Origin of the sequence: Micromonospora rosaria (assembly GCF_001567585.1) — a bacterium.
GTDB classification, from domain to species: Bacteria; Actinomycetota; Actinomycetes; order Mycobacteriales; family Micromonosporaceae; genus Micromonospora; species Micromonospora rosaria.
In genome coordinates, this window is sequence record NZ_LRQV01000037.1 from 1 (window position 1) to 25,870 (window position 25,870).

General features: G+C 73.8%; 17 protein-coding genes. 5 read left to right on the forward strand and 12 right to left on the reverse strand.

The genetic code is table 11. The features are described 5' to 3' along the window. On the forward strand, positions 1 to 1,586 hold a 1,586-nt coding region (locus tag AWW66_RS12635; protein WP_067364672.1), incomplete at its 5' end, for a transglutaminaseTgpA domain-containing protein. A 160-nt stretch (positions 1,587 to 1,746) separates the two neighbouring features. Here AWW66_RS12635 and AWW66_RS12640 read toward each other — a convergent pair. From AWW66_RS12640 to AWW66_RS12670, 7 genes are all read right to left on the reverse strand, one after another. Next, entirely contained in the window at positions 1,747 to 3,150 is a 1,404-nt protein-coding gene (locus tag AWW66_RS12640; protein ID WP_157527426.1) for a condensation domain-containing protein, read from the reverse strand. Further along, entirely contained in the window at positions 3,147 to 4,505 is a 1,359-nt protein-coding gene (locus AWW66_RS12645; protein ID WP_157527428.1) for an MATE family efflux transporter, read from the reverse strand. Before AWW66_RS12645 ends, AWW66_RS12640 begins: the two co-directional genes overlap by 4 nt. Positions 4,506 to 4,532: 27 nt before the next feature. After that, complete coding sequence (locus AWW66_RS12650) at positions 4,533 to 8,132, reverse strand: type I polyketide synthase (protein WP_067364678.1); 3,600 nt, start codon at positions 8,130 to 8,132, stop codon at positions 4,533 to 4,535. 16 nt (positions 8,133 to 8,148) lie between these two features. Beyond that, on the reverse strand, positions 8,149 to 8,940 hold the full coding sequence (locus AWW66_RS12655) for an ACP S-malonyltransferase (RefSeq protein WP_083978445.1): 792 nt from the start codon (positions 8,938 to 8,940) through the stop codon (positions 8,149 to 8,151). Continuing rightward, positions 8,888 to 10,084 (reverse strand): ACP S-malonyltransferase, encoded by a 1,197-nt coding sequence (locus AWW66_RS12660; RefSeq protein WP_067364684.1) that lies wholly within the window; start codon positions 10,082 to 10,084, stop codon positions 8,888 to 8,890. The genes AWW66_RS12655 and AWW66_RS12660 overlap by 53 nt, the downstream gene beginning before the upstream one ends. A 577-nt stretch (positions 10,085 to 10,661) precedes the next feature. Next, on the reverse strand, positions 10,662 to 11,453 hold the full coding sequence (locus AWW66_RS12665) for an SDR family oxidoreductase (protein WP_067364687.1): 792 nt from the start codon (positions 11,451 to 11,453) through the stop codon (positions 10,662 to 10,664). Next, a complete protein-coding gene (locus AWW66_RS12670) occupies positions 11,450 to 12,451 on the reverse strand; it encodes an LLM class F420-dependent oxidoreductase (RefSeq protein ID WP_067364688.1) in 1,002 nt (333 codons plus the stop codon). Before AWW66_RS12670 ends, AWW66_RS12665 begins: the two co-directional genes overlap by 4 nt. Positions 12,452 to 12,639: 188 nt before the next feature. On the opposite strand from AWW66_RS12670, the gene AWW66_RS12675 reads away from it, so the two are divergent. After that, a complete protein-coding gene (locus AWW66_RS12675) occupies positions 12,640 to 13,851 on the forward strand; it encodes a low temperature requirement protein A (protein ID WP_067364690.1) in 1,212 nt (403 codons plus the stop codon). 51 nt (positions 13,852 to 13,902) lie between these two features. Here AWW66_RS12675 and AWW66_RS12680 read toward each other — a convergent pair whose 3' ends face one another. Continuing rightward, positions 13,903 to 14,562 carry a maleylpyruvate isomerase N-terminal domain-containing protein gene (locus tag AWW66_RS12680; RefSeq protein WP_067364757.1) on the reverse strand — a complete coding sequence of 220 codons (660 nt, stop codon included), beginning with the start codon at positions 14,560 to 14,562 and terminating at the stop codon, positions 13,903 to 13,905. A gap of 191 nt (positions 14,563 to 14,753) precedes the next feature. On the opposite strand from AWW66_RS12680, the gene AWW66_RS12685 reads away from it, so the two are divergent. Continuing rightward, positions 14,754 to 15,206 (forward strand): YbhB/YbcL family Raf kinase inhibitor-like protein, encoded by a 453-nt coding sequence (locus tag AWW66_RS12685; protein ID WP_067364692.1) that lies wholly within the window; start codon positions 14,754 to 14,756, stop codon positions 15,204 to 15,206. Between the two features lie 30 nt (positions 15,207 to 15,236). On the opposite strand, the gene AWW66_RS12690 is transcribed toward AWW66_RS12685, so the two are convergent. After that, positions 15,237 to 16,124, reverse strand: coding sequence for a phosphatase PAP2 family protein (locus tag AWW66_RS12690; protein WP_067364759.1), 888 nt, complete (start codon positions 16,122 to 16,124; stop codon positions 15,237 to 15,239). A gap of 215 nt (positions 16,125 to 16,339) precedes the next feature. On the opposite strand from AWW66_RS12690, the gene AWW66_RS12695 reads away from it, so the two are divergent. Then, entirely contained in the window at positions 16,340 to 16,990 is a 651-nt protein-coding gene (locus AWW66_RS12695; protein WP_211271928.1) for a DUF3159 domain-containing protein, read from the forward strand. Between the two features lie 437 nt (positions 16,991 to 17,427). Here AWW66_RS12695 and AWW66_RS12700 read toward each other — a convergent pair whose 3' ends face one another. Further along, positions 17,428 to 20,319 (reverse strand): glycoside hydrolase family 48 protein, encoded by a 2,892-nt coding sequence (locus AWW66_RS12700; RefSeq protein WP_067364763.1) that lies wholly within the window; start codon positions 20,317 to 20,319, stop codon positions 17,428 to 17,430. Between the two features lie 925 nt (positions 20,320 to 21,244). Here AWW66_RS12700 and AWW66_RS12705 point away from each other — a divergent pair. Continuing rightward, positions 21,245 to 22,735 (forward strand): GH1 family beta-glucosidase, encoded by a 1,491-nt coding sequence (locus tag AWW66_RS12705; RefSeq protein ID WP_067364694.1) that lies wholly within the window; start codon positions 21,245 to 21,247, stop codon positions 22,733 to 22,735. A 61-nt stretch (positions 22,736 to 22,796) separates the two neighbouring features. On the opposite strand, the gene AWW66_RS12710 is transcribed toward AWW66_RS12705, so the two are convergent. Then, a complete protein-coding gene (locus AWW66_RS12710) occupies positions 22,797 to 23,222 on the reverse strand; it encodes a roadblock/LC7 domain-containing protein (RefSeq protein ID WP_067364697.1) in 426 nt (141 codons plus the stop codon). After that, positions 23,219 to 25,816 (reverse strand): sensor histidine kinase, encoded by a 2,598-nt coding sequence (locus AWW66_RS12715; protein ID WP_067364699.1) that lies wholly within the window; start codon positions 25,814 to 25,816, stop codon positions 23,219 to 23,221. The genes AWW66_RS12710 and AWW66_RS12715 overlap by 4 nt, the downstream gene beginning before the upstream one ends. Positions 25,817 to 25,870: the final 54 nt, after the last annotated feature.

The window sequence follows — 25,870 nt, forward strand, 5'->3', positions numbered from 1 at the left end:
CCGCCGTGGTCGGCCCGGCGGTCGCCGCCCTGGTCGACCGCCGGCCGGTCGACCCCCGCCGGTACGTGGAACCACCCCAGGTCGACTCGCTCGACGAGAACCCGCTGATCCGGATCTCCGGCTGGGCGCTCAACCCCGACCAACGACTGCTGGAGGTCGACACCACCCGCCCCGGCGGCCCCGCCGGCGGCAGCACACCACCTCGCATCCGGCTCGCCGTGCTCAGCGACTACGACGGGGTCACCTGGCGGGTCGGGGCGACCTACCGCAACGCCGGACGGATCCTGCCCGCCACCGAACCCGCGCCGCACAGCACCGTCGACGAGATCCGGCAGGAGATCACCGTCGCCGACCTCAGCGGGCGGCTGCTGCCCGCCGTCCCCACCCCCCGCGAGGTCACCGGCGCGCGGGTGGCGTACGACCCGCAGACCGGCACGCTGATCCGGCCCGAGGGGCTGACCCCGGGGCTGCGGTACACGGTGACCTCGGCCCGGGAAAATCCGGACGTGAACCTGCTCGCCACCGCCGACGTACCGGCCGGCGACGCGGTGGCCCGGGTGCTGCGGGTCGCCGACGGGGTACCCGACCCGCTGGGCCGCCTCGCCACCCAACTCGCCGAGGAGAACAGCGCCCCGTACGCGCGGGCCAGCGCGATCGAGCAGTTCCTCGCCGAGCACTACCGGGTGGTGGCGGACGCCCCCAGCGGGCACGCGTACCCGAACCTGGAGTTCTTCCTCGTCGGGCCGCGCAACGGCGGCGGGCAGCAGGGCACCTCCGAGCAGTTCGCGGCGGCGTTCGCCGTGCTGGGCCGGCTCTGCGGGCTGCCCACCCGCGTGGTCGTGGGCTTCCGGCCCCGCCAGGACGGCCCGGTCCGGGCGGCCGACGCGATGGCCTGGCCGGAGGTGCTCTTCGACGGGCTGGGCTGGGTGCCGTTCGACCCGATGCCCCGGCCGGACGAGGAACCGCGCCCGGTGGAGGAGGACTTCCGGCCCCGCCCGGAGCAGACCCCGCCCCCGGACGTCCCGGAGCCGACCCTGGAGCCCTCCCCCACCCCGCCGCCGGCCGCCGGCCCCGACCGGGGTGCCGACCCTCGGGGGCTACCGGCTGGGGTGGTGGTCGCCGGGCTCACCGGAGGGCTGCTGCTGGTGGCGGTGGGCGTGCTGCTGGTCCTGGCCGGGCTCCGCCGGTCGACCAGCCGGACCCGGCTGGCGGGGGGTGACCCCGGGCAGCGGATCGCCGGCGCCTGGCGGGAGGTGACCGACGCCCTACGCCTGGCCGGTCACCCGGTCGGCGGGGACCTGGCCGCCACCGAGGTCGCGGAACACGCCGCCCGGGTCCTGGCCGAGGCCCGGGACGGTGTCCGGCCGGACCCGGCGGGACAGACGTCCACGGCCGGGGCGGGGGTGGTGGAGCTGGCCGGGTTGCTGAACCAGGTGGGGTTCGCCCCCGGCACGGCCACCCCGGAGCAGGCAGACCGGGCGGTGCGCACGGCCCGGGAGTACGCGGCCTCCCTGCGGGCCGCCCGGCCCCGGTGGCGTCGGCTGCTCTGGTCGGTGCACCCCGGCCCGCTGCGCTGGCCCAGGTAGCCATCGCGGCCCGGTCGTCGGGCTCCGCGGACGGGGTGGGCGCAGGCGGGTACCGGAGCCCTGGCCTGTCTCACCCCCGCCGCCCTGCGGCCCTCGGGGTCCCGACCACCCCACCGGTTCCCGGGTCGGGTGACGGGCGCTTCTCGTCCTTCCCGGCGGGCTACCGGTCCTCGGCGAACCGGGTGGCGGTCTCGGCGAACCAGTGGGTGACCTGGTCCAGGGGGAGGTCCTGGTAGGCGAGGGTCACCACGGTCCGCTCGAAGGTGTCGAGGAAGGCCCGGATGTCCCCGGGGGGCAGCAGGGCGGTGTCGGCGAAGAGGGAGAGGTGGACCCGGTCGGCGGTGCCCCGGATCCCCATGAAGAGGTCCTTGTTCTTCTCGGGGACCTGCTCCACCCAGGAGAAGGTGCTGGTGGCGGTGACCCCCTCCAGCTCCCGAAGGGTCGCGGGGGGCCGGGGCCGGCCGGGCAGGTGGGACCAGATGTCGTTGAACTGGCAGCCCCGCCGGGCCCCGGCCGTGCTGAGCAGCTCCAGGGTGCTGCGCTGCCGGTGCCGGCCGTGGCCCCGGGCCTCGGCCAGGACGGCCGTGCAGTGCCGGACCAGGTCGGCGACGGTGTCGGCGGTCAGGTCGACCACGGTCAGGATGCCCTGGCTGAGACTGCACACCATGCCCGCCAGCTCCGGGGTCATCCGGTTGCTCTGGAGGATGTCGACGGGGTAGGCCGGTCCCGGGCAGATGCCCCGCATCAGCGCCGAGGTGACGGCCAGCAGCAGGGTGGAGGGGGTGGCGCGGTAGCGGCGGGCCGCCGGCCCCACCGCCATCGCCACCGCCTCGGACTCCAGCACCCCCCGGTGGAACCGGGGGGTGGCCGGGGCGGCCCGGGCGGGAAGCATCCCGGGGTGGGTGCGGTCGAGCTGCCGCCGGAGGTACCGGGCCGCCTCGACGTCCTGGAGCTGCCCCTCGGGTCGGTGCTCCCAGGCGGCCAGCTCCGCCGGTTGCAGGCCGGGACGGGCCGGGGGCAGGGGGTGGCCCGCCACCCTAGCCTGGAGCATGGCGGTGAAATCGGCGACGATCAGGTCGGCGCCGATGAAGTCGGCGGAGAGGTGGGAGACGGCGAGGGTGAGCAGGATCGGGATGCCCTCCTCGAGGATCACCGTCACCCGGATCGGCAGGTCCCGCTCGTGGTCGAAGCCCGCCTCGACGGCCCCGACCAGGCAGTCGGTGACGATGCTGGTCCAGTCCGTCGGGTCCTGGGCGGGGCGGTCGACCAGCTCGACCGGGAGGACCCCGGAGCCCAGCACCTGCTGGGTGGCGTCGCCGCTGCTGGTGGGGTGGTACCGGGTCCGCAGGGACTCGTGGCGGCGCAGCAACTCCCCGAGGACCTCCAGCACCTCCCCGACGCTGAGCAGCAGGGGGATCGGCATCCACCGGGTGAGCACGGCGAAGCTCCGGGCGTCCGGCCAGTCCCGCAGCAGGTCCCAGATGACCTCCTGCCCCCAGGTCAGGGGGGCGGTCCGGGTCCGGCCGCCGTGGAACTCCACCTCGGTCGCAGAAACAGTGATCATGGTGAGCTGGGTACCTCCAGGGCGGGGGTGCGGGGGGCGCGGGCCGGGGCCCGGGGTGGCCGCAGCACGTGCCGCAGGCAGAACAGGGAGTACGCCAGGCCGGTGGTCCAGCTCGCGACCACCGCCCACATCACCGCCCGGACCCCGAAGACCCCGCTGAGCAGGTACGCGAAGGGAAGCTGCACCATGCCGAAGGCTAGGACGGTGCAGAGCAGGGGGGCCGTGGTCCGGCGGGCCCCGTTGAGGTACCCGTGCAGCACCACCATCACGGTGTAGAGGGCCAGGAACGGAAAGATGATCATCAGGTACTGCGCGGTGATCCGGCGGGTGGTCTCGTCTGAGGTGAAGAGGGCGGCGATGGGCCGGTGGGCCAGCAGCACCACCACCGAGGCCAGCGCCGTCAGCCCCACCGTCAGGCCGAGGGTGTGCAGCAGGGCCGCCCGGGCCCGGGCGGTCTGCCCGGCCCCCAGGTTCTGGGCGGCGAAGGTGACCATCGCCCCGGAGAGGGAGAGGAAGGGGATGGCGGTGAGGGCCTCGACCCGGCTGACGATGGTGAAGGCCGCCATCACCGCCTCGCCGTACCCCTCGATGATCCAGACCAGCACCATGATCCCGGCGGCGAGGATGATGTGCTGGGTGGCCAGGGGGAAGCCGAGCCGGGTGGCGTCCACCAGCTCCCCCTGGACGGCCCGGGGGTCGGGACGTCCGCGCGGCAGGGGGTAGATCCGGCCCGAGGCGAGGACCCCCACCACCATCGCCACCGTACTGGCCAGGGCGGTGGCCGCGGCGGCCCCGGCGATGCCGAACCCCAGCCCCCCGACGAGGAGCAGAGCCAGCCCGATGTTGAGCAGGTTCCCGGCGGCCTGCACCCACATCGCCGCCCGGGAGTTGCCCAGCCCCCGCAGGTAGGCGCTGACGGCGGCGGACCCGAAGATGCCGGGGAAGCCGAGGGAGAGCACCCCGATGAAGTGGGCGCACTGCTCGGCCAGGGCCCCGGTGATCCCCATCAGGGCCAGCACCGGTTCGGCCAGCACGGTGACCAGCAGCATGCAGCCCACCGTCCAGCAGACCGTGACGGCGGCCAGGGCCACCACCACGTCCCGGCGCTGCCCGTCGGCCCCGGCCCCACGCAGGTGGGCCAAGCGGATGGTGAAGGCGGTACCCAGCCCGATGAACATCGCGTTCAGCAGGTAGAACAGGGGTCCGGCGGCCCCGACCGCGGCCAGCCCCGCCACCCCGACGTACCGGCCGACGACGATACCGTCGACGAGCAGGTACACCTGCTGGAAGAGGCTGGCCACGGTCAGCGGCACGGCGAAGCCGAGGATCTGCCGCAGGGCGGGCCCGCTGGTCATGTCGGTCACGAGGTCCCCGATCCCGTCTCAGCCACTGCTGACGTCGTACTCGGCCAGTTCCTCGACGTGGTAGGCGATCTCGGCGACGGTCCGGTCGGCGAGCAGGTCCGCCACGTCGTAGGGCACCCCGTGGCAGACGGCGATGTTGTTGGCCACGGTCGCCGCCATCAGGGAGTCGCCCCCCAGGTCGAAGAAGTCGGCCTCCACGTCGAGCCGGTCGTAGCCGAAGGCCAGGGCCAGGCACCGGGCGACCGAGGCTTCGGTGTCGGTGTACTCCCCCTCACCCCGGCCCTCGAGCCGCACCACCACCGCCGCCACGGTGGACCGGATCTTCTCGGTGGCCCGGGCCAGCCGGGCCTGGTGGGCCTCCAGGTGCTCCGCCACGGTGGCCTCGATCTCGGGTGAGAGCCCCACGTCGTAGGAGCGGAGCAGGTGCAGCAGGTCCCCCCCGTAGTTCAGCTCCCCACCGAAGAGCCGGGACCGGCCGGACCGCAGGCCGGCGTCGAGGACGGCCAGCCCCACGGCGGTCGGGAGGGCCTTGAACATGGTGTCGCCGTTGGTGCCGAAGTCGACGGCCATGCCGATCTCCTTCCAGGCCACCCAGTCCAGGGCGATCACGTGGCAGTCCCCGCCGGCCCGGGCCCGGGCCAGGTTGTCCAGGTAGTAGTTGGCGGCGGCGTAGTCGGCCTGCCCGGGGGCGGGGAAGACCGAGGCGACCGAGGAGAAGTGGGCGACGAAGTCCGGTGGGTCCTCCCGGGTCGCGGCCTCCAGGACGAAGGCGGCGTGCAGCTTGGCCCGGACCACCGCGTCGAAGTCGTCGAGTTGCCGGAACATGAGGGTGCTGCCCCCGGGCAGCCCGGCGGCGTGCACCACCCCGTCGATCCGGCCGTGCTCCTGGCGGATCCGGGTGACCGCCTCGCCGAAGGCCTTGGGGTCCCCGGCGTCCACCGCCAGGGCCCGGACGGTGACCCCCGCCTCCGTCAACTCCCGTACCGCCCGGAGCCGGCCCGCCAGGGGGCCCTCCGGGGCGGCGGCCAGCAGCTCCGCCCACTCCTCGGCCGGGGGCAGCCCGGAGCGGCTGAGCAGCACCAGGGTGATGTCGGGTCGGGCGGTGGCGAAGTCCCGGGCCACGGCGAGGCCGAGGGCCCCGGTCCCGCCGGTGATCAGGTAGGTGCCGCCGGACCGGAGGTAGGGGCGGGGGCCCTCCGCTACGACCGTCGGCTCGATCTCGGGTACCTCGACGAAGACCTCCCGCAGCCGCTGGTCGCCCCGCAGGACGGTCAGGCCGTACTCGGCGGCGAGCAGGTCGGCCCGCAGCGCCGGGACGGGTACGGCCGGGTCCACGTCGAGGTGCTTCACCCGCAGGTAGGGGTACTCCCGGACGAGGACCTTGCCGAGGCCGACCAGGGCGGCGTTCTCGGTGACCACCCCCGGCTCCCCCTCCCGGGCGGCGACCGCGGTCCGGGTCAGCACCACCAGGTCGAGCTTCGCCCCGGCCGCCATCAACGCCTTGGCCAGGTGGAAGAGGCCGTGCAGGTTCTTCGCCGTGCGGCGTTCCAGCTCCTCGACGTCGGGGGCGGGGGTGTCCTCGAAGGCCAGGGCGTACACCAGGTGGGTGACGCCCTGCTCCTCCACGAGCTGGGCCAGGGGGTCGAGGGCGGCGACCCCGTCGGTGTCGAACACCTCCCCGCCTGGGGTGACCGGCTCGCCGAGGCGCACCAGCAGGCTCCCCGGCGGCAGGGCGGGGGCCAGCAGGGCCTCCGCCCCGGTGGCCGGGTCGACCAGGGCGAGGACCCGGGCCTGCGTCGTCGGGTCGACCAGGGGGGCCGGGGCGGGCCGCAGCTCCACGTCGTGGGTCACCGGGTGCCGCTCGGCGGCCCGCTCCAGGGACATGGTCTGCCGCCAGGTCTGCGGGAAGTCCAGCCAGGCGGTGCTCTCGTCGAAGACGTACCGGGGCAGCCGGACGATCCGGTGGTCCCGGCCGGCGGCCAGGGCCCGCCAGTCCACCGGCTCCCCGCGCAGGTAGCGGGCCGCCTCGGCGGCGAGGGGGCCCTCGACGGGGGGTTGCCGGCCGTCGGCGAGCAGCCCCTCGATCCCCCGGCGCAGGTCCTCGGTACCGGTGACGGCCAGGGCGATCCGGTACCGGTGGGCGGAGCGGGAGACCCGAGTGGTGTGGCAGACGTCGGCGATGTCGACCCCCGCCAGCCCGTCCTCGTCGAGGAAACGCAGGTAGCTGCGGAGCAGCCCGGTCAGGGAGCGGGGGGTGGCCGCGCTCAGGGTGAACAGGTGCTCCCCGGGTGCCGAGGGCGGGGGCGGGGTCGCCTGGTACTCCTCCACCACCAGGTGGGCGTTGGTGCCGCCGAGGCCGAAGGCGCTGACCCCGGCGCGGCGCGGCCCCTGCGGGGAGTCCCAGGGGCGCAGGGCGGTCGGGACGAAGAGGGGGCCGGAGGCGAAGTCGAGCTTCGGGTTGGGGGTGACGTAGTTGGCCTGGGGTGGCAGCATCCGGTGCCGCAGCACCGTCACGGCCTTGAGCAGCCCGATCACCCCGGAGCCCTCGAAGAGGTGCCCCACGTTGGCCTTCACGGTGCCGACGGCGCAGAAGCTGCGGTCCGAGGTGTGCCGGGCGAAGGCCTGCTTCATGCCCTCGTGCTCGATGGGGTCCCCGACCCGGGTGGCGGTGCCGTGGGCCTCGAAGTAGCCGAGGGTACGGGGGTCGATCCCGGCGTTGCGCCAGGCCGCGAGCAGCAGCTCCGCCTGGGACTCGGAGCTGGGGCTGGTGATCCCGTCGGTGTGGCCGTCGTGGTTGACGGCGCTGCCCCGGATCACCGCGTAGATCTGGTCCCCGTCGGCCAGGGCCTGCTCGGTCCGTTTCAGCACCACCGCCCCGGAGCCCTCTCCGAAGCCGGTACCGTCGGCGGCCTCGTCGAAGGTCCGGGTCACCCCGTCGGAGGACTCGATGCCGATCGCCGTGTGGGGGTGCTTGACGGGGGCGAAGACGATCCGGGCCCCGCCGACGACCGCCATGTCGCAGTCCCCGGCCAGCAGGGCGTTGCGGGCCTGGTGGACGGCGACGAGGGTGGCGGAGCAGGCGGTGTCCACCACCAGGCTGGGGCCCCGCAGGTCGAGCAGGTGGGAGAGCCGGTTGGCCAGCATCGCCGGGATGTTGCCGGTGATCGCCTGCTGGCTGGCCGAGGGCTCCACCCGGGACAGGTAGTCCATGTAGGTCGACCCGGGGTTGGTGGCGAAGCCGACGAAGACCCCGGTCCGGCTGCCCCGCAGCCGGTCGGCGGAGTACCCGGCGTCCTCCAGGGCGAGGAACATCGCGCGCAGGACCATCCGGTGGTGGGGGTCGGTGAGGACGGCCTGGCGGGGGGTCATCCCGAAGACCGCGTAGTCGAAGCTGTCCACCGTGTCGAGGTAGCACCCGTGGTGGAAGTCCAGTCCGGTGTCCTCGATTGGCTCGACGGTGGTGGCCCGCAGGTAGTGCACGTACTCGCTGAGGGCCTCCCGGCGGCGCTGGGGGAAGGGCCGGGTGAGGCTGGTGCCGGTGCTGACGACCCGCCAGAGGTCGTCGAGCCCGTCCACCCCCGGCAGCTCCACGGAGGTACCGACGATCGCGACGCTCATTGCTGCGTCCATCCCTTCACTGGATCCTGGCCACGAGGGCGCTCAGGGTGCTGCCGTTGACCTCGTCGAAGTCGGTGACCCCGGCGGCCCGCAGGGTGGCGACGGCCCGCACCCACTGCACCGGGGCGCAGACCTGCCGGGCCAGCAGCTCCGGCCCCTCGGCGGGTTCGAGGGCCTCCCCGGTCACGCTGGACACGACGGTGCCGGCCCCGGCGGCGAAGGCGCAGGTGTCCAGCACCGCCCGCAGCTCCGGCACGACCGGGGCCATCAGGGGGGTGTGGAAGGGGCCGCTGACGTTGATCGGGACCACTCGGGCCCCGGGCAGGGCGTTGATCGCCTTCGCCGCCACGGCGACCTCGACCCGGTCCCCGGCGATGGTGGTCTGGGTGTCGGCGTTGACGTTGGCGAGGTGGACCCGGGCCAGGCCGGTCTCCCGCAGGGCCCGCTGGACGAAGGCCGCCGGCACCCCCTGCACGGCGGACATGCCCCCGCCGGTGATGCTGGCCATCAGCTCCCCGCGCCGCCGCACCACCCGCAGGGCGGTACCGAAGTCGAGCACCCCGGCGGCGACCAGGGCGTTGTACTCCCCCAGGCTGTGCCCGGCGAAGAAGGGGTACTCCTCGGGCTGCTCCTCGATCCGCTGCCGGCCCAGCAGCGCGTTGACCACGAAGACGGCCGGTTGGGCGTACCGGGTGTCCCGCAGCTTCCGGTCCGGGTCCCGGGTACACAGTTCCTCGATGGAGTAGCCGAGGATCTCATCCGCCAGGGCGGTGGTTTCCGGGAACCGCCCGAACAGGCCCGCTCCCATTCCCCTGCGTTGTACGCCCTGGCCCGGAAAGAGCAGACATCGCACGCTGGCCTCCTCGTACCCCTGCTGCCGAAAATTGTGGTACCGACTCGAATCGGATGCGCCGGGAATGGTCCCGCAGGCATTCCTTGGCGTACCGGCGCGCCGCCGCGCCGGGGCCGTGGTCCAGGATCCGGTCGGCCGCCGAGTCGGTGACGGCGTACCGGATGACGGCCTCCCAGCCGATCGGACGGACCAGGACCTGGTCGAGGAACTCCGTCACCAGGTCCGGTGCCTCCCGCAGGTCGCGGGGGGCGTCGGTGGCGTAGACCGGCAGGCGCAGCCGGTCCCCGCCCGGCAGCTCACCGATGAGGGCCCGGTCCCGGGTGACCCGCCGCGCCGCCGGGGCGAGCGCGGGGCTGTGGAAGGGGATGGTGTTGTGCAGGAAGACCCAGGTCACCCCGGTCCGCGCGAACCCGTCGGCGTGGGCGCGGTGGAAGTCGAGTAGCGCCGCCGTCGGCCCGCTGAGCACGTGGGCCCGCGCCGCGTTGGCCAGGCCCACCACCAGGGGCCCGCCCGCCCCCTGGTGTCCCGTCAGGAGTGCACGCAACTCCGGGTCCGTCAGCCCGGTCAGGGCGGCCATCGGCCCGGGTGGGGCACCCCGCTGGCTCTGGTACCCGGCCAGCGCCTCGGCGGTGGGGGGCGGCCCGTCGGCGGCCTGCTGGCCCCGGATCAGGGTCACCGCCACCAGGCGCAGGCAGGCCGCCGCCGTGGCGAGGAACTCGTCCGGCCGACGCAGGCGGAAGCCGGCGAGCAGGGCGGCGAGCAGCCCGACGCTGTGCCCCAGCGCCGCCACGGTGCCGGGGTCGGCCGGTCGGGTGGGTTGCAGCAGACACGCCTGGTGGACGTGGAGGCAGATCCCCTCGGCGACCGAGTTGGGCGGCAGCCCCGCCGGGGTCGGGGAGCCGGGGTCCAGCCACCGCCGCAGGGCCAGCCCCGCCGGGCCGAAGCGGTCCCGTTCCGCCGGATCGAGGTGGTCGGCCACCTCGTCGAGGGCCCGGAACACGGTGTCGAAGAATGCGGCGTTCTCCGGTCCCGCGCGGAGCCCGCGTAACGCCGGAAGGAGATTTCCGGTGGCTCCGCCGAGACCGTCGAAGAGCAGCATCGTACGCACAATGAGCCTCTACCCTCGGTCCACGACGGCACCGGAAGATGGCGCGAAAGAATGGAGGGGTGATTGACGATCACCTATTGGCTTGGTGGCGCCATCAGGTTATCAGCGCATCGCGACTCCAGCAATACTGAAAGTTATCGGTCAATGTAACAAGCTGTCGATAAGCTGGTAACAACCACACACCCCGCCGGGGGCGATTCCGGCCCGCCGGCATATGCCGGTCGAATAGGACGTGAGTGCCTTTTCCAGGGCCCTTGTTTCTTTCGGCCGACGCACCCAGCCGGGACCAGGCGGTGCCGACGACGCCCACACCTTAAAGTCCGGACGTGGGCCGAGAAGCGCCGCGCCCCGACCCTCCTGAGCACCGCCGACCCGGCGATCGGTCTCACCCCGCGAGTCGATCGATCACGTCCCCGCCTGGAGGCGAACCCACCGCTGAACCCCAACGACCGCCACCGGACCCTCGCGGACGCGGTCAGGTCCGGCCAGTCCGCGGCGCCTCGCCGGGCCTCGCCCCCGCCTGCAGGAAGCCCGGCACGTACCTCTGGTCGTCGGTGACGGGCGTGACTCAGCCGCGCAGCCGCCGGACCAGCTTGCGCAGCCCGCTCTGCCAGCCGTCCGGGTCCTCGGCCCGCCGCCGGGCGTACGCCGCCACCTCGGGGTGCGGCAGGATCAGGAACCGCTCCTCGGCCAGCCCGGCGATCACCGCGTCGGCCACCACGTCCGGGTCGAGCACCGCACCGGACGCGGCGATCACCCGGGCGCCGAGGTGCCCGGCGGCCAGCCCGTCGGTGAGCATCGGCGTCTCCACCCCCTGCGGGCAGAGCGCGCTGACCCGCACCCCCTGGTCCCGGTAGGTGATGGAAAGCCACTCGGCGAACCCCACCGCCGCGTGTTTGGTCGCGGTGTACGGCGCGTCGCCGACCGCGGTCAGCAGGCCCGCCGCCGAGCAGGTGTGCAGCAGGTACCCGCCGCCCCGGCGCACCATCCCCGGCAGCACCGCCCGCGCGGCGTACACGTGGGACAGCACGTTGACCCGCCAGGAACGCTCCCAGTCGGCGGCGTCGGCGTCCAGCCCCGCGCCCGTGGCCACGCCCGCGTTGGCGCAGAACAGGTCGATCCGCCCGTACCGCTGCTCGACCTCGGCGACCAGGGCCCGCACCTGTTCCTCGTCGGCGGCGTCGAGCGCCTGCGCGGACGCGGGCCGGCCGATCCCGGCCGCGACCGCCCGCGCGGCGTCGGCGTCGAGGTCGGCCACCACGACCGCCGTCGCCCCCTCGGCGACGCAGCGGCGGGCCAGGGCCGCGCCGATGCCACCCGCGCCCCCGGTGACCACCACGACCCGTTCGGTGAGGTTCACGCCGGCTGCCCCGCCGGCGCTGAGCCCGCGCCGTCCGGCGGGCCGAGCCGGGTGACCAGGTCGGCGAGGGCCGCCGCGCCCCCGGCGACCAGCTCCGGGGTGGGCAGCACCGCCAGCACCGGCACCCGCACCCCGGCCGCCACGTACCGGGCGACCTGCTCCCGGCAGCGCTGCGGCGAGCCGTGCAGCACCAGCTCGTCGACCAGCTCGTCCGGGACCGCCGCGGCGGCGCCCCGCCGGTCCCCGGCCGCCCAGGCCCGCCACATCGGCCCGAGCTGCTCGGCCCGCCCCAGCCAGCGGTGGAACTCGGCGTACGCGCCGATGGTGAGGTACCCGGCGATCAGCCGCCGACCCAGCGCGCGGGCGTGCGCGACGTCCTCGGTGGGGCAGACGAAGATCCGGGCGACCACCTCGAACCCGGGCCGGCTCGGCTGCACCTGCGCCAGCGCCTGCGGCACGTCCCCGGCGGCCAGCCAGTTGAGGATCACCCCGTCGGCCTCCGCCCCGGCCAACCGCAGCATCCCGGGGCGCAGCGCGGCCAGCAGCAGCGGCGGCGGCACCGCCGGAGGACGGTCCAGGGTGAACCGACCGACGGTGAACGTCGGGTACGCCTCGTCGACGGTCTCCCCGGCCAACGCCGCCCGCAGGAACCGCAGCACGTCCCGGGTCCGCCGGAACGGCTCCACGTACGGGGTGGCGTTCCAGCCCTGCACGACCACCGGTGAGGAGGCGCCGAGCCCGAGGGCGAACCGGCCCGGGGCGGCCTCGGCCAGCGCCGCCGCGCTCATCGCCAGCAGCGCCGGGCCCCGGGTGAACACCGGCGCGACCGCTGTACCGAGGCGCAGTCCGGGCTGCCAGGCGGCGGCCAGGGCCAGCGGGGTGAACGCGTCGGCCCCGTTGACCTCGGAGGACCACAGGTCGGTGAAGCCGGCCCCGGCCAGGCTCGCGTAGACGTCGGCGTGCTCGGCCAGCGGGATGCGGTCCAGCGGCACCGTCATGCCCCATCGCGTCGTCACCGCTCGATCCTGCCCGCGCCGCGCCGCCCCGGCAAGACGAGGACGTCGCCGGCCGCACCGACGTTCCGACCACCCGGCCGGGGCGGGCGGTACGCCGGAAATGAACCTTCGGTCCGGAAAAAGTGTTAAGACTGCCAGGTGGACTCCGAGCCGCGCCAGGAGCGGCGGACGTGACGGCCGGACCGGGCGGCCACACTGGGCTGTCCGGGCTGCCGACCCGGGCCACGTTCCTGGAACTCTTCTTCGACCTGGTCTTCGTCTTCGCGCTCACCCGGGTCTCCGCCCGTGCCTTCGCCGACCTCGCGCTGGAGCCCGGCGGCACCGTCGGCTGGGCCCCGGTCACCGGGGGCGGCAAGACCGTCCTGCTCCTGCTCGCGCTCTGGTCGGTCTGGCAGGGCACCGCCTGGACCACCAGCCGGTACGACCCGTACCACATCTGGGTGCAGACCCTGGTGGTCGTCGCGCTGCTGTCGAGCATGGTGATGGGGGTGGCGGTCCCGCACGCCTACAGCACCACCGGGTTGGCGTTCGCGGTCGCGTACGTGGTCGCGCAGGTGTCCCGGCCGCTGATCCTGCTGCTGACCGTGAACGTGCAGCAGTACCGGGGCCTGAAGCTGCGGATGCTGATCGTCTACTGCGTCAGCGCCGTGCCCTGGATCGGCGGGGCGCTGACACCCCTGCCGTGGCGGGTGTTCCTCTGGGCCTTCGCCCTGTCCATCGAGTACGTCTGGTCACGGCTCGGCTGGCCGGTACCCGGGCTGGGCCGCTCCAGCGTGAACCGGTGGCAGGTCGTCGGGGAACACCTGGCCGAGCGGTACCAGCAGTTCTTCCTGATCGCGCTCGGCGAGACCGTCCTGGTGGCCGGCCTCGCGTACAGCGCGGGAGATTTCGGCCCGCCCCGGACCGCCGCCTTCGTCGCCGCGCTGGCGGCCTCGGTACTGCTGTGGCGGATCTACTTCCAGCGCGCCGGGCAGATCCTGGCCGAGGCGGTGGCGAAGGCCGCCCACCCGGCGACCATCGGCCGCTCGGCCGCCGACACCCATCTGGTGATGGTGGCCGGCGTGGTGGCCACCGCGATCGGTTACGAGCTGACCATCGAGCATCCGCTGGAGCACCCGGAGAACGCCTGGGTGGTGTTGATCGTCGGTGGCCCGGTGCTGTTCCTGCTCGGCCGGGCCCGCTTCGAGTACGAGGTGTTCGGGCGGGTGTCCCGGTCCCGGTGGATCGCCGCGCTCACCCTGCTGGCCACGGCGCCGGTGCTGATCCACACCACACCGCTGATCGCCAGTGCCCTGGTCGTCGCCGTGCTCCTCGTGGTGGCGGTGGCGGACGCCCGGCGGGCCTGGGGCCGGCCCCCGGAACAGGCCACCCCACCCTTCTGAGCGGCGCGGCGCCGACGGTGGCGCCGCACACCGACCGTGACGCCGGGCCGGTCAGTCCGCCGCGAAGGACGGCGGTCGCAGACCCGCGCCGGCCAGGGTGGACCGTTCCGCGTCGGTCAGCGGGGCCCGGCCGGTGAGCTTGCGGATCAGGGTGAGCCGGTCCCAGTCCAGCCCGGCGGGCAGGTCCCGGCCCTCGGTCAGCAGCCCGGCGACGACCACCGCCGCCTCCTGCGTCAGCCACGGCGTCCGGTCCAGGGCGTGTGCCAGGTCCAGGCCGTGCACCCCGACCTCGGTGACCCGGGTGGCGAGGAAGTCGTCCAGCCGCATCGGATCGCCGTGGCGGGTCCGGACCAGCCGGTCGGCCGGGTGCCGGGCGACCGCCGCGTCGGTGGCCCGCCAGGCGTCCAGGATCTGCCCGGCCAGTTCCGGCCCGGTGGCCGGCTGTCGCGCGGCCCGCTGGGCGCTGTCGATCCGCTCGGCGTCCACCTCGGGGGCGAACTTGTCGGCCCCGTAGTACCCGGTCGCGTCCACCCGCGCCCGCTCGGGTGGCGGGGCGGCCAGCATGTCGACCAGCCGGCCGACCCCGGTGTGCACGTGCGCGACGAGGTCCCGCACGGTCCACGGCGGGCAGTCGGTCGCCCGCCCCAGGTCCGGCCCGTCGAGGCCACGCAACTCGGTGGCCAGCCGCTCGCACTCGACCCGCAACGCCATCCGTACCGTCTCCACGGCCGTCCCCTCCCCCGTGCCCGTCCCGCGTCGGCCGGGCTGCCACCGATCATGCGCGCGGCCACGGCGGCCCGGCGCACCACCCCCCGGCGCGCCGCCCGCGACCGGCGGGCGGGCGGTTTCGCCGGGCCCGGCACGGGTACCCGCCGCCGGACGGGCAGAGGAGGGGGCGACACATGGCCGGCATCATGCTGCGCAGCACCGCGTTCACCGACCACGACCTGTTGCCGGGGCGGTTCGCCCAGGAGGGCGGGAACGTCTCGCCGCCGTTGGAGTGGTCCGGGGTGCCCGACGGCACCGCCGAACTGGTGCTGCTCGTCGAGGATCCGGACGCCGGACGCCACCCGTTCCTGCACTGGCTGGTCACCGGGATCGCGCCGGCCTCCGACGGGGTCGCCGAGGGCACCGTCCCGCCGGGTGGCCGGGAGTGGCCCAACGGGTTCGGCGGGACCGGGTGGGGCGGCCCGAACCCGCCGCAGGGCGACGAGGCGCACCGGTACTTCTTCCGGCTGTTCGCCCTCGGTGCCCCGCTGGACCTGTCCGGCGCGCCGCAGGCCGACGACGTGCACCGGGCGGTCGCCGGGCGGGAGATCGCCAGCGGCACCACCGTGGGGACGTACTACCGCTGAGCCGCCCCGAGCACCACCGGGGACGGGCGGTCAGCCCTTGTACCGGGGGACCAGCCGGTGCACGACGGCGAGCACCAGCGCCGCCACCACGGCCATGGCGCCGACGATCCCGGCGGCGCTGCCGGCGTACCCGGCCAACAGCGGACGCCGGGTGAGCGCCTCCGGGGCGACCCGGGGCAGGTCGACCAGCCAGGCCAGGGCCAGGGCGGAGACGCACAGCGCCAGGACGCCGGCCACGCCGAGCACCGCGGCGGCCTTGCGGTGCGCGTCCTCGGGGGCGACCTCGGCCTGCTCCCGCTGGGTGATCAGCAGCAGCAGACCGGCCAGCGCCGTCCAGACCCCGACCACCAGGTACGCCGCGACCGCGTCGCTGGGGCGGTGCCACCCGGCGGAGAGGGTGGCCACCCCGGCGATGGCCGCGTAGCCGGCGGCGAGGTACGCCCCGAGGACCCGGACCTTCGGCGGCAGGACCAGCATCAGCGCCATCGCCACCGAGGCGGCCACGGTGGTGTGCCCGCTGGGCAGGCTGTTGCCGACGAACGCCCGTTGCGGGTCGACGCCGAAGTCGGGCCGGGCCAGCCCGTACTTGAGCAGTTGGGTGGTGACGTTGGCGCCGGCGATGAGCAGGGTCGCCGTGATGGCCAGCGCCACCCGCCCCCGGATCAGCGCGATGAACCCGATCACGGCGGTGGCCGCCAGCAGGGAGACCACCGACATCGCGTTGAGAACGTGGTCCATCGGCCCCTCGATGCGGCTCTGGCCGATCTTGTTGCCGGTCAACGCCACCGTGTCGAGCCACTGGCCGAGGAAGGTGTGCACGGCGAGCTTCCACACGGCGAGGAAGGCGGCCACCTGCGCGAGGGCCAGCACCACCAACCAGACCGCGGTCCAACCCCTTGCCGTCGCTCGCACCCGCACACCGTAGCGGCCCGACACCACCGGAGGTCCGGTGGCCCGCCGGTGGTGTCGGGTGCTTAGGTGGAGTGGACGGCGAGGGGGGTGACGTGACCGGCACCACAGGTCGGGAGCAGGGTCGGGACCAGGAACCGGCGCAGGAGCAGGCGCAGGGTCGGGACCAGGAGCCGGGACAGGAACCGGCGCAGGAGCACGAGCGGCCGGAGTCGCTGGCGGACCTGCTCGGCGGGCGGCGGGGCGCGGTCGACGCGACGCTGCCGCCGGTGGCGTTCGCCGTCGGGTGGCTCGCCGGCGGCCACTCGCTCTGGGGCGGGGTGGGCGCCGCCGTGGCGACCGGCGTGCTGCTGGCCGGGTGGCGGCTGCGCCGGGGCGACCGGCCCCGGTCGGTGCTGATCGGGCTGCTCGCCGTCTGCGTGGCCGCGCTGATCGCGCTGCGCACCGGCCGGGCCACCGACTTCTTCCTGCTCCAGTTGCTGTCCAACGCCGCCAGTGCGCTCGCCTGGGCGGTCAGCATCGTGGTGCGCTGGCCCCTGCTCGGGGTGATCGTCGGGGCGGTGCTCGGCCAGCGTGGGCGGTGGCGGCGCGATCCGGCGCTGGTGCGCGCGTACGCCCGGGGCAGTTGGGTGTGGGCGGCGACCTACGTGCTGCGCCTGGCGGTCTTCGTCCCGCTGTGGCTGGGCGGGCAGGTGGTCGCGCTGGTCGTCGCCCGGGTCGCGTTGACCTGGCCGCTGGTGGCCACGGCGTTGGCGGTGAGCTGGGTGGTGATCCAGCGGTCGCTGCCGGCCGGGCATCCGGGGCTGCGGCACCCGGCCGGGTCGCCGCCCCCGCCGCAGGGACCTCAGCCCTCGCCGCAGGCAGAGCAGAGGTAGGGGCCGAGGCCACGCCCGGCAGACCGCAGCCCCAGGAACCGGAGACGCAGCCGCAGGAACCGCAGGCGCGGCCGGACGGGCCGTAGACGCAGCCGGGCCCCGCAGCGAATGCTGCGGGGCCCGGTGAGTTGAGGGAGAGGCCGCCACGGGGGGAGCGGCCTCTCCGGTGACGTACGTTACTCCGTTTTGAGCCGGAGCGTTATCCCACGGGCCCGCCTTTTTTCATCCGGATCCATGGGATGTCCTCGCGTTTCACCGCCGAACACCGGACGGTGTGGGTGTGGTGGGCCGGCCGTGCCGCTGCGTTGGCCGGACGACCGGCCCACCACGGCCTGATCGTGGGAATCAGGCCCGCTGCCGACCGGGAGTCGTCCATCCCCGGATCCGGTCGGCACCTCCGGGTGGACGGACGCCGCCGTCCACCCGGAGAAACTGCATCACCCGTTCGGGAACGCCTTGCCGTAGTCGGCGTAGGCCATCGCCACGTCCGCCTGCGCCCAGAACCGGTGGTAGGTGAAGACCGGCTCCGGCCCACCGTCGAGGTACGCCTGCACCTTCGGCCAGGCCGGGTCGTTCTTGTAGAAGGAACGGATGTCGACGAAGCTCTTGCCCGGGGCGATCACGTCGCCGTTGGGCATCCGCCCGGTCCAGCCCTGGGGGATGTACAGACCCTGGCCGGTCGAGGCGTTGTAGGTGTCGTCGAAGCGGCGGTAGTCGCCGCGCGTCTCCGGGGTGGAGACACCCTGTGCGTCACTGGCCGCGTGCAGCGCGTCCAGCAGCCCCTTGGCGGTGTTCTTCGCCGCGGTGTTGCCCGACTTGGCCGCGTACGCGATCAGGGTCCGGGCGTAGGCGGCGGCGATGCCGACGTCCTGGCCGGTCGAGAGGACCTCGACCCGCAGGTTGGGGTTGGTGTGCGGGTAGCCGGCCCAGGTGGTGGGCTGGCCGGTCCACTTCAGGTCCGCCGGGATCGACCAGTTGGCGCCCAGGGTGGTGTTGGCGATGGCCCACGGCACCCACTTGTCCAGCAGCGCCTTGGCGCGCTCGTTGCCGGTCTGCTGGTACAGCTCGGCGATCCGGTGCATCGACCACGCCTGCATGCCGAACCACTGGTTCGACGGCGGGTCGTTGTAGACCGGGTCCACGGCGTAGTACATGCCGTGGAAGGTGGCGGTGCCGGCCGGCGGCTGGCCGTAGTGGCCGCCCCAGCTGTTGGTGGCGCCACCGGCGATGCCGCCGTCGGCGGACTGCAGCCAGGTGTACAGCTCGAGCTGGCGCTCCAGGCTCTTGGTCCAGTCCGCCGCCGCGGTCGGCGACTTCGGCGCCAGCTCCGGGGTGTTGGTCAGGGCCCAGGCCGCGAACGGGTTCTGGTAGCCGAAGTGGCTGTGGCTGGAGCCGATCCGCCACGACCAGTTCTGGTTGGCCTCGTACGCCCCGCCCCAGGAGTAGTACCAGGAGAGCAGGTAGTGCGCCGAGTCGCGGCCGGAGGCGGCCGGGCAGGTGCTGGCCCCGACGCAGTTGCCGACCTTCTTGAAGTACTTGTCGAACAGCGCGTACCGCAGGTAGTCACCCATCTTGGCGGCCTTGGCGACCGTCGCGGCGACGTCGGCCTGCTTGTTCTGCTCCTTGGCCCAGACCAGCGCCCAGTAGGCGGCCTGCACCGCGCGGGCGTCGGCGTCCGGGGCGTTGGTGTACTTCCACTGCTTGGCCGGGGCGCTGGACTCCTTGATGAACAGGTCCAGGTAGCCGTACTGGCCGCCGTGCTTGAAGGTGTCGCAGGAGGGCTGCGGCACGGTCTCCCACACCGACTCCTGGGTGCCCCGCTGGAAGGTGTTGATGTACGCCGGGCGGGTGGTGCCGTCGCCGCAGCGGCCGTAGCCGTAGACGTTGTCCACGTCCAGCAGCCAGTGCATGCCGTAGATGCTGCCGGTGCCGTAGGCGGCCTGCAGCTCGTTGCGCAGCGGGTCCTGGCCGACCGGCACGTTCGGCTCCAGGGCCGACGGGTACTGGCTGGGCAGGTCGTGCTCGGCGGCGTACTGCGGGGTGCCGGGCGAGCCGGCGGTGGGCTGGTCGGCGTTGGACGGGATGATGTACTTCTCCATCACCGTCCAGGCGTTGTTGAACGGCGCCCAGTTCTGGGTCACCCGGCCGTAGTTGGCCTCCAGCCAGAGCCAGAAGCTGAACGCCTCCGAGGTGGTCTGGTGGCCGTGGTCGGGCGCCTCGACGATCAGCGTCTCGATCGAGTGGTACGGCACGCCCTCGGGGCTGAAGTACCCGGAGTTCTTGATCTTGCCGTACTGCTGGAGGAACCGCTCGACGTAGACGTTGTCGCCGCCACCGGGCACGTCGTTGTCGATCTCGGTCGCGGTGATCGCCAGCGGCGCGTACCCGGTGGCCGAGGCGGTGATCGTCGCGGTGCCGCCGACGGTGTCGGCGTCCTCGGCCGCGGCGACGGTGACCGTGGCCCCGGTGCTCCAGTTGGCCGTGGTCAGGGTCAGCGACGTCGGCGAGACGGTGATGTCCGAGTCGCCGGTGCGGGTCAGGGTGACCGGGACGGTGCCCGACGGGGCGCCGCTGAGCTTGAGGTTGAACGTCGTGCTGCCACCCTCGTTGACGCTGACCGCCGAGGGGGTCGCCACCAGCGTCGGCCCGGTGGCCGGGCTGACGGTGAAGGTCTTCTCGGAGACCGCGCTGAGGTTGGCGTTGTCGTACGCCTTGGCCTGGACGGTGTAGTTGCCGGCCGGCAGGTCTTCGAGGGTGTACGCGTACGGGGCGGTGGTGTCGGTGTTGACCAGCAGCCCGTTGCGGTAGAACTCGACCTTGCTGATCGTGCCGTCCTCGTCGGCCGCGGTGGCGGTCAGCGGCACGTCCGCCGGGGCCACGAACGGGCCGGCGGGCACGGAGAGGGTCACCGTCGGCGGCTTCTGCACGGTGCCACCGCAGGTGACGCCGTTGACCGAGAACGAGGTGGGCTTCGGGTTGCTGCCGGTGTAGGTGCCGTTGAACCCGATGCTGGTCGACGCGCCGGTGGCGAGGCTGGCGTTCCACGCCTCGTTGGTCGCGGTCACCTCGTTGCCGGTCTGGGTGAACCGGGCCGACCAGCCCTGGGTGACCCGCTGGTTGCCGGGGAAGGCGAACTTCAGGGTCCAGCCGTTGATCGCGTCACCGAGGTTCTTGATGGTGACGTTGGCGGTGAAGCCGCTGCCCCAGTCGTTGGTCGCGTAGACCACGTCGCAGGCGGGGGCGGCCTGCGCGGGACCAGCGGGCAGGGTCACCCCGCCGACGGCCAGCGCGGTGGCGGCGAGCATCGCCAGCCGGCGACGTCTTGCCATGAGTTTCATGTGCGCGGTGTCTCCTCGGGCCAGGCCGGGCGCGAGTCCCGGCAGAGCGCCTCCACGTGTGCGTGGCACACGTAGGGGACGGAGGCGCCCGGAATGGGGTGGTAACCCGGCGGTGTCGGCCGGGCTCGGCGGACCCTGGGGGGACCCACCGTCGTCGGGTGCCGTACCCGGTCAGGGACCGGATTGCCCTCGGCGACCCACACTCGCGCGCACTGGCTCCGCGTCGCAGTAGTTCGACAGTCTCGCATGGAAGCGCTCCCACAACAAGGCCGGATCCACCGGATGTTTCAATCTCGTTTAGGGGCTTTCACAAAGCGGTGACGGGCGTTACAGTCGCTGCATCGCCGATGGGAGCGCTTCCATCGACGGAGATGTAGGTTACGTTCTGCCCGGGCCGTCCTCGGACGACCCCGGACCAGCCCCAATGGCTGACGGCGGGCCAAGCCCGGACGCCGCCGCCAGCCGATGACCCACCGACATGGAGGGAGGTGGAACCAGAGCCACTCGCGTGGCCCGGCTCCCGCGCACCACGCACGCGGATCCCACAATCACAGTGCGTGTGCTGTACCAATGCTGGGGACGGGGGTTGCCCTCCCCCGTCCCCACACTAACCCCTCCGTCTCCGACGGGAAAAGAGGCCGACGGGACAGGCGTATGCCACCCGGCCGGCCTCGCTCGCTGTACCGGCGCACCCCGCCGACCTCGTTCGCCTCCGGCAGCACCCCCGCCGGGCGCGTCGACCTCGGCAGACGCCGTCGACCGCCCCACCTTTCCCCGCCCGGCCGCCGACTGCCGGTGATCATGCCGCCACGAATGCGGCTCACCGCACGCAGTGCCGCGGACCGGCCGCGCCTACCCTAGTATGGGAGCGCTCCCGGTCGTCGGTGGCAGGCAAAAGCTGTGAGGAGAACACCCGATGTCAATACTCACCCGGCGGCGCCTGCTCCACCGCGCCGCGCCCTTCCCCGCGCCCACCGGTGCCACCGGCACCCCCCTGGGTGCCGCCGCCGCCCTCGCGGCCGGCGCCACCGGGCCCGGCGCGGTCACCGCCTCCGGCGACGAGCACGACCCGGCCCCCGCGCCGCGCGACGTGCTCCGCTTCCCGGAGAACTTCGGCTGGGGCGCGGCCACCTCCGCGTACCAGATCGAGGGGGCGGCGAAGGAGGACGGCCGGGGCGAGTCGGTCTGGGACACCTTCAGCCGGACCCCCGGGCGCACCCTCAACGGCGACACCGGCGACGTGGCCGCCGACCACTACCACCGGTGGCCCGAGGACCTGGACCTGATGCGCGACCTCGGGCTGCACAGCTACCGGTTCTCCATCTCCTGGCCCCGCGTCCAGGCCGACGGCACCGGCAAGCCCAACCAGCGCGGCCTCGACTTCTACCGGCGCATGGTGGACGGCCTCAACGAACGCGGCATCGCCCCGATGGCCACCCTGTTCCACTGGGACCTGCCCCAGGCCCTGCAGGACGCCGGCGGCTGGGAGAACCGGGACACCGCCCTCCGCTTCGCCGACTACGCCGACACCGTCTTCCGCGCCCTCGGCGACCGGATCCCGGTCTGGCTCACCGTCAACGAACCCAAGACCGTGGTGCAGAACGGCTACCTCACCGGCCACCACGCCCCCGGCAAGCAGGACCCGGACGCCGCCTACCTGGTCGCCCACCACCTCCAGCTCGCCCACGGGCTGGCCGTGCAGGCCTTCCGCGCCACCGGCGAGCCGGGACGCATCGGCCCCGCCATCAACCTGCACCCCTGCTACCCCGCCGACGACTCACCGGCCGCTGCCGCCGCCACCCGCCTCTACGACGGGTACGAGAACCGCCTCTACCTCGACCCGATCCTGCGCGGCAGCTACCCCAGCGACGTCCTGGCCGACCTCGGGCCGGACAGCCGGCTCGTCCGGGGGATCGCCGACGGCGATCTGGCCGTCATCTCCGCCCCCGTCGACCTGCTCGCGGTGCAGTACTACACCCCGATCTACGTCACCGCCGACGGCGGCACCGAGCGCCGCTGGCCCACCTCGGTCGCGGCCTGGCAGCAGATCTACCCGGACGGCTTCTACGACATCCTCACCCGGGTCACCCGCGACTACGGGCCGATCCCGCTCACCGTCACCGAGAACGGGCTGCCCACCATCGACGTCCTCGCCGCCGACGGCACCGTCGACGACGCCGCCCGGGTCGACTTCCTGCGCGACCACCTCAGCGCCGCGCACCGGGCCATCACCGCCGGCGTGCCGCTGGAGAGCTACCACGTCTGGTCGCTGCTGGACAACTTCGAGTGGGAAGCCGGCTACGATCAGCGCTTCGGCATCGTCTACGTCGACTACCCCACCCAGCGCCGCATCCTCAAGCGCAGCGCCCACTGGTACCGACAGGTGATCCGCGACAACGGCGTCTGACCGCCACGCGACACGGGGGCGGCCCCGACCCTCGGGTCGGGACCGCCCCCGCACCGGTGGCTCAGCGCGGCAGCGCCTGCTGCAGCTCGGCGCGCAACGCCGGGGTGAGGATCTCCCCCGCCTGCTTCACCAGCCGGGCCATCTCGTACCCGACCACGCCGATGTCGGCGTCCCCGGCGGCCAGCGTGGCCAGGATCGACCCGTCCCGGATCTGCATGACCAGGAAGTAGCCCCGCCCCATCTCCACCACCGTCTGCTTGACGATGTCACCGTCGAACATCTGCGCCGCCCCGGCGGTGATGCTCATCAACCCGGAGGTCACCGCCGCCAGCTTGTCGGCGTGGTCACGGGGCAGGTTGTCGGAGATCGCCACGAGCAACCCGTCGGAGGAGACCACGATCGCGTGCGCCACACCCGGCACCCGCTCGGCGAACGCGCTGACCAGCCAGCTCAGGTCGCGCGCCTCCTGGCTCAGTGTCGTCGTCACTGGTGTCCCCCTTCACTGCGTACGCCGGCCGGCGGCATCATCATCTCGGTGGTCTCCTCGTTCTCGGCCCGGCGCACCCCGCTGTAGAAGCGCGACAGCATCCCGCCGACGGCCTCGGGGTCGGGCTCGTACCTCGGTGCCGGCTGCTCCGGCCGCGCCGACCGGGTCACCGAGGCCAGCTGCGCCATCGGTACCCGCACCGGCAGTCCCTGCGCGTTGATGCCCCCGGTCACCGGCCGCTCCGGCGGCGCCCCCGACGGCGTCATCGACGGGGTGGGCCCCTGCGGGGACCACCACCCGCTCTTCTCCGGCCGCCCGGCGGCCGGGGCGAGCACGTCCTCGGCGCGCACCGGCACCGTGCGGGCGGGCCGGGGCACCGTCGTCGGCCGGGGCCGACGCCCCGCCACCGGCAGCTCCGCCACCTCGGGGGCGATCGCCTCGTCGATCGCGCCGACCGGCCCGGACACCGGCGACCCCACCGGCGGACCGGCGGCCGGCACGCCCGGCGTGTTGGTGGCGACGGTCGGCGCGTCCACCAGGGAGACCGGCGGCGCACCCACCACCACCCCCGGCAGATCCAGCTCGATCGACCCGGCCGGCGCCAGCAGGCCACCCGGCAGCCGGATCCGGGCCACCAGGCCCGCCGACTCCCCCGGATGCAGCCGCACCTGCACACCGTGGCGCACCGCCAGGTGGCTGACCACGAACAGACCCATCCGCTCGGAGGCGGCCACGTCCGCGGCCGGCGGACTGGCCAGCAACGCGTTCGCCTCGGCCAGCGCGGCGGCGCTCATCCCCAGGCCCTGGTCGGTGATCTGCACGCTCACCCCGTCCTCCTCCGCCCAGGCGCTGACCACCACCGTGGTCTCCGGACGGGAGAACGAGGTGGCGTTCTCCAGCAACTCGGCCACCAGGTGCACCAGGTCACCCACCGCGTGCCCGACGAGCTGCAACTCCACCACCGAGTCGTGCCGCACCCGCTGGTACTGCTCGATCTCCGCGCTGGCGGCCAGCAGCACGTTGCCCAGCCCGACCGGCCGGTTCCACCGCCGGGTCGAATCGGTCCCGGCCAGCACCAGCAGGCTCTCGTCGTTACGGCGCATCCGCGCCGCGAGGTGGTCCAGCTTGAACAGGTTCTCCAGCTGGTCCGGGTCGCTCTCCTCCCGCTCCAGGTCGTCCAGGAGCTTCAGTTGCCGCTCGACCAGGACCTGGCTGCGGCGGGCGAGGTTGACGAACATCGCGTTGACGTTGCGCCGCATGGTCGCCTGCTCCACCGCGACGCTGACCGCGCTGCGGTGCACCGCCACGAACGCCTCGGCCAGCTCACCGATCTCGTCGAGGGACCGGACCACCGCCGGGGCCACCTCGATCTCCGGCACCCCACCACTGACCGTCCGCAGCCGGTCCAGCGTGTCGGGCAGCTCCACCTGCGCGATCCGCAGGGCCTGACCACGCAGCTGACGCATGGACCGGGCGATCGAGCGACCGATCAGCACCGAGGTCAACACGGCCGCCCCCAGCACGGTCGCGATCGCCCCGGCCACCAGCAGGGTCTCCCGCAACTGGCTGCCGCTGGCGTCCTCGGCCTGGGCCACCGCGTCGTCGAGCACACCGGACAACACCTGCCCGAGCAGCGCCTGCCGCTGCTCGCTGGCCGACCACCACTCCCCGGCGGGCAGCACCGTCGGCTCGCTGCCGTCGCCGGGCAGGCTCTTCTCCTCCAACGTGGTGGCCGCGACGAAGGCCGGGTCGACCGACGCCCGGTCGTAGCGGGCGATCTGCCCGCTGGTCGCCGCCACCCGGAAGGCCCCCAGCGCGGTGAGCTGCTGCGCCCGCAGGTCGGTCAGGGTGACCTGGTCCTCCAGGCCGTACTCGCCGGCGCGGGCGGCCTCGTGCAGCTGGGCGCTGACCCGGGAGGACAGCTCCTTGACCCGGGCCAACTGCACGTAGCGCAGCACCGCGTCGGTGAGCACCGGCTGCCCCTCACCGGGGGACGGCTCGGCGAGCAGGTCGAGCAGGCTGTTGATCGCCCGGTGGTAGTTGCTCAGGATGGTGTCGCTGCTCAGCACCGCCGCCGGCACCGCACCCCGGATGAAGACCACCTGCTCGGCGGCCTCCAGCACCTCCGCGTACGCGATCTGCCAGGAAGGGTCCGAGTCGGCCAGCGGCGCGGCGGCCCGGCGCAGGTCCGCCATCGCCCGGTCGGTCGCCTCCTGCAACGGTCGCAACGAGCTGGCCGCCGCGTCGCCGCTGAGCCGCCGGCCGGAGGCGCGCAGCTCGGCCAGCTCCCCGGCGGTGCGGTCCCGCTCCTGCTGCAACGCGTGCACCGCGGCGTTGATCTCCACACCGACGGCCACCTGCCCGGCGAAGTCGCTCAACGTGGTCGTCCGCCCGACCAGGCTGGCGCTCTGCACGCCGGCCAGCACCAGGAACGCCAACGACGGGATGATCAACACGGCGGTGAGCTTGGTGCCCATCCGCCAGTCCCGCAGCCGGAACGCGGAGCGCCGCCGGTGGGGCACGACCCGGACGTCGAATCTGCGCCGGCGGTGGCTGGACACCCCACCGGGATTCGCGTCGGGACGTGTGCCCACCGTGCCTCCTTGCCTCGCCGCCGCTCAAACCGCGAGCCGGCGAGCGGGCTTTAT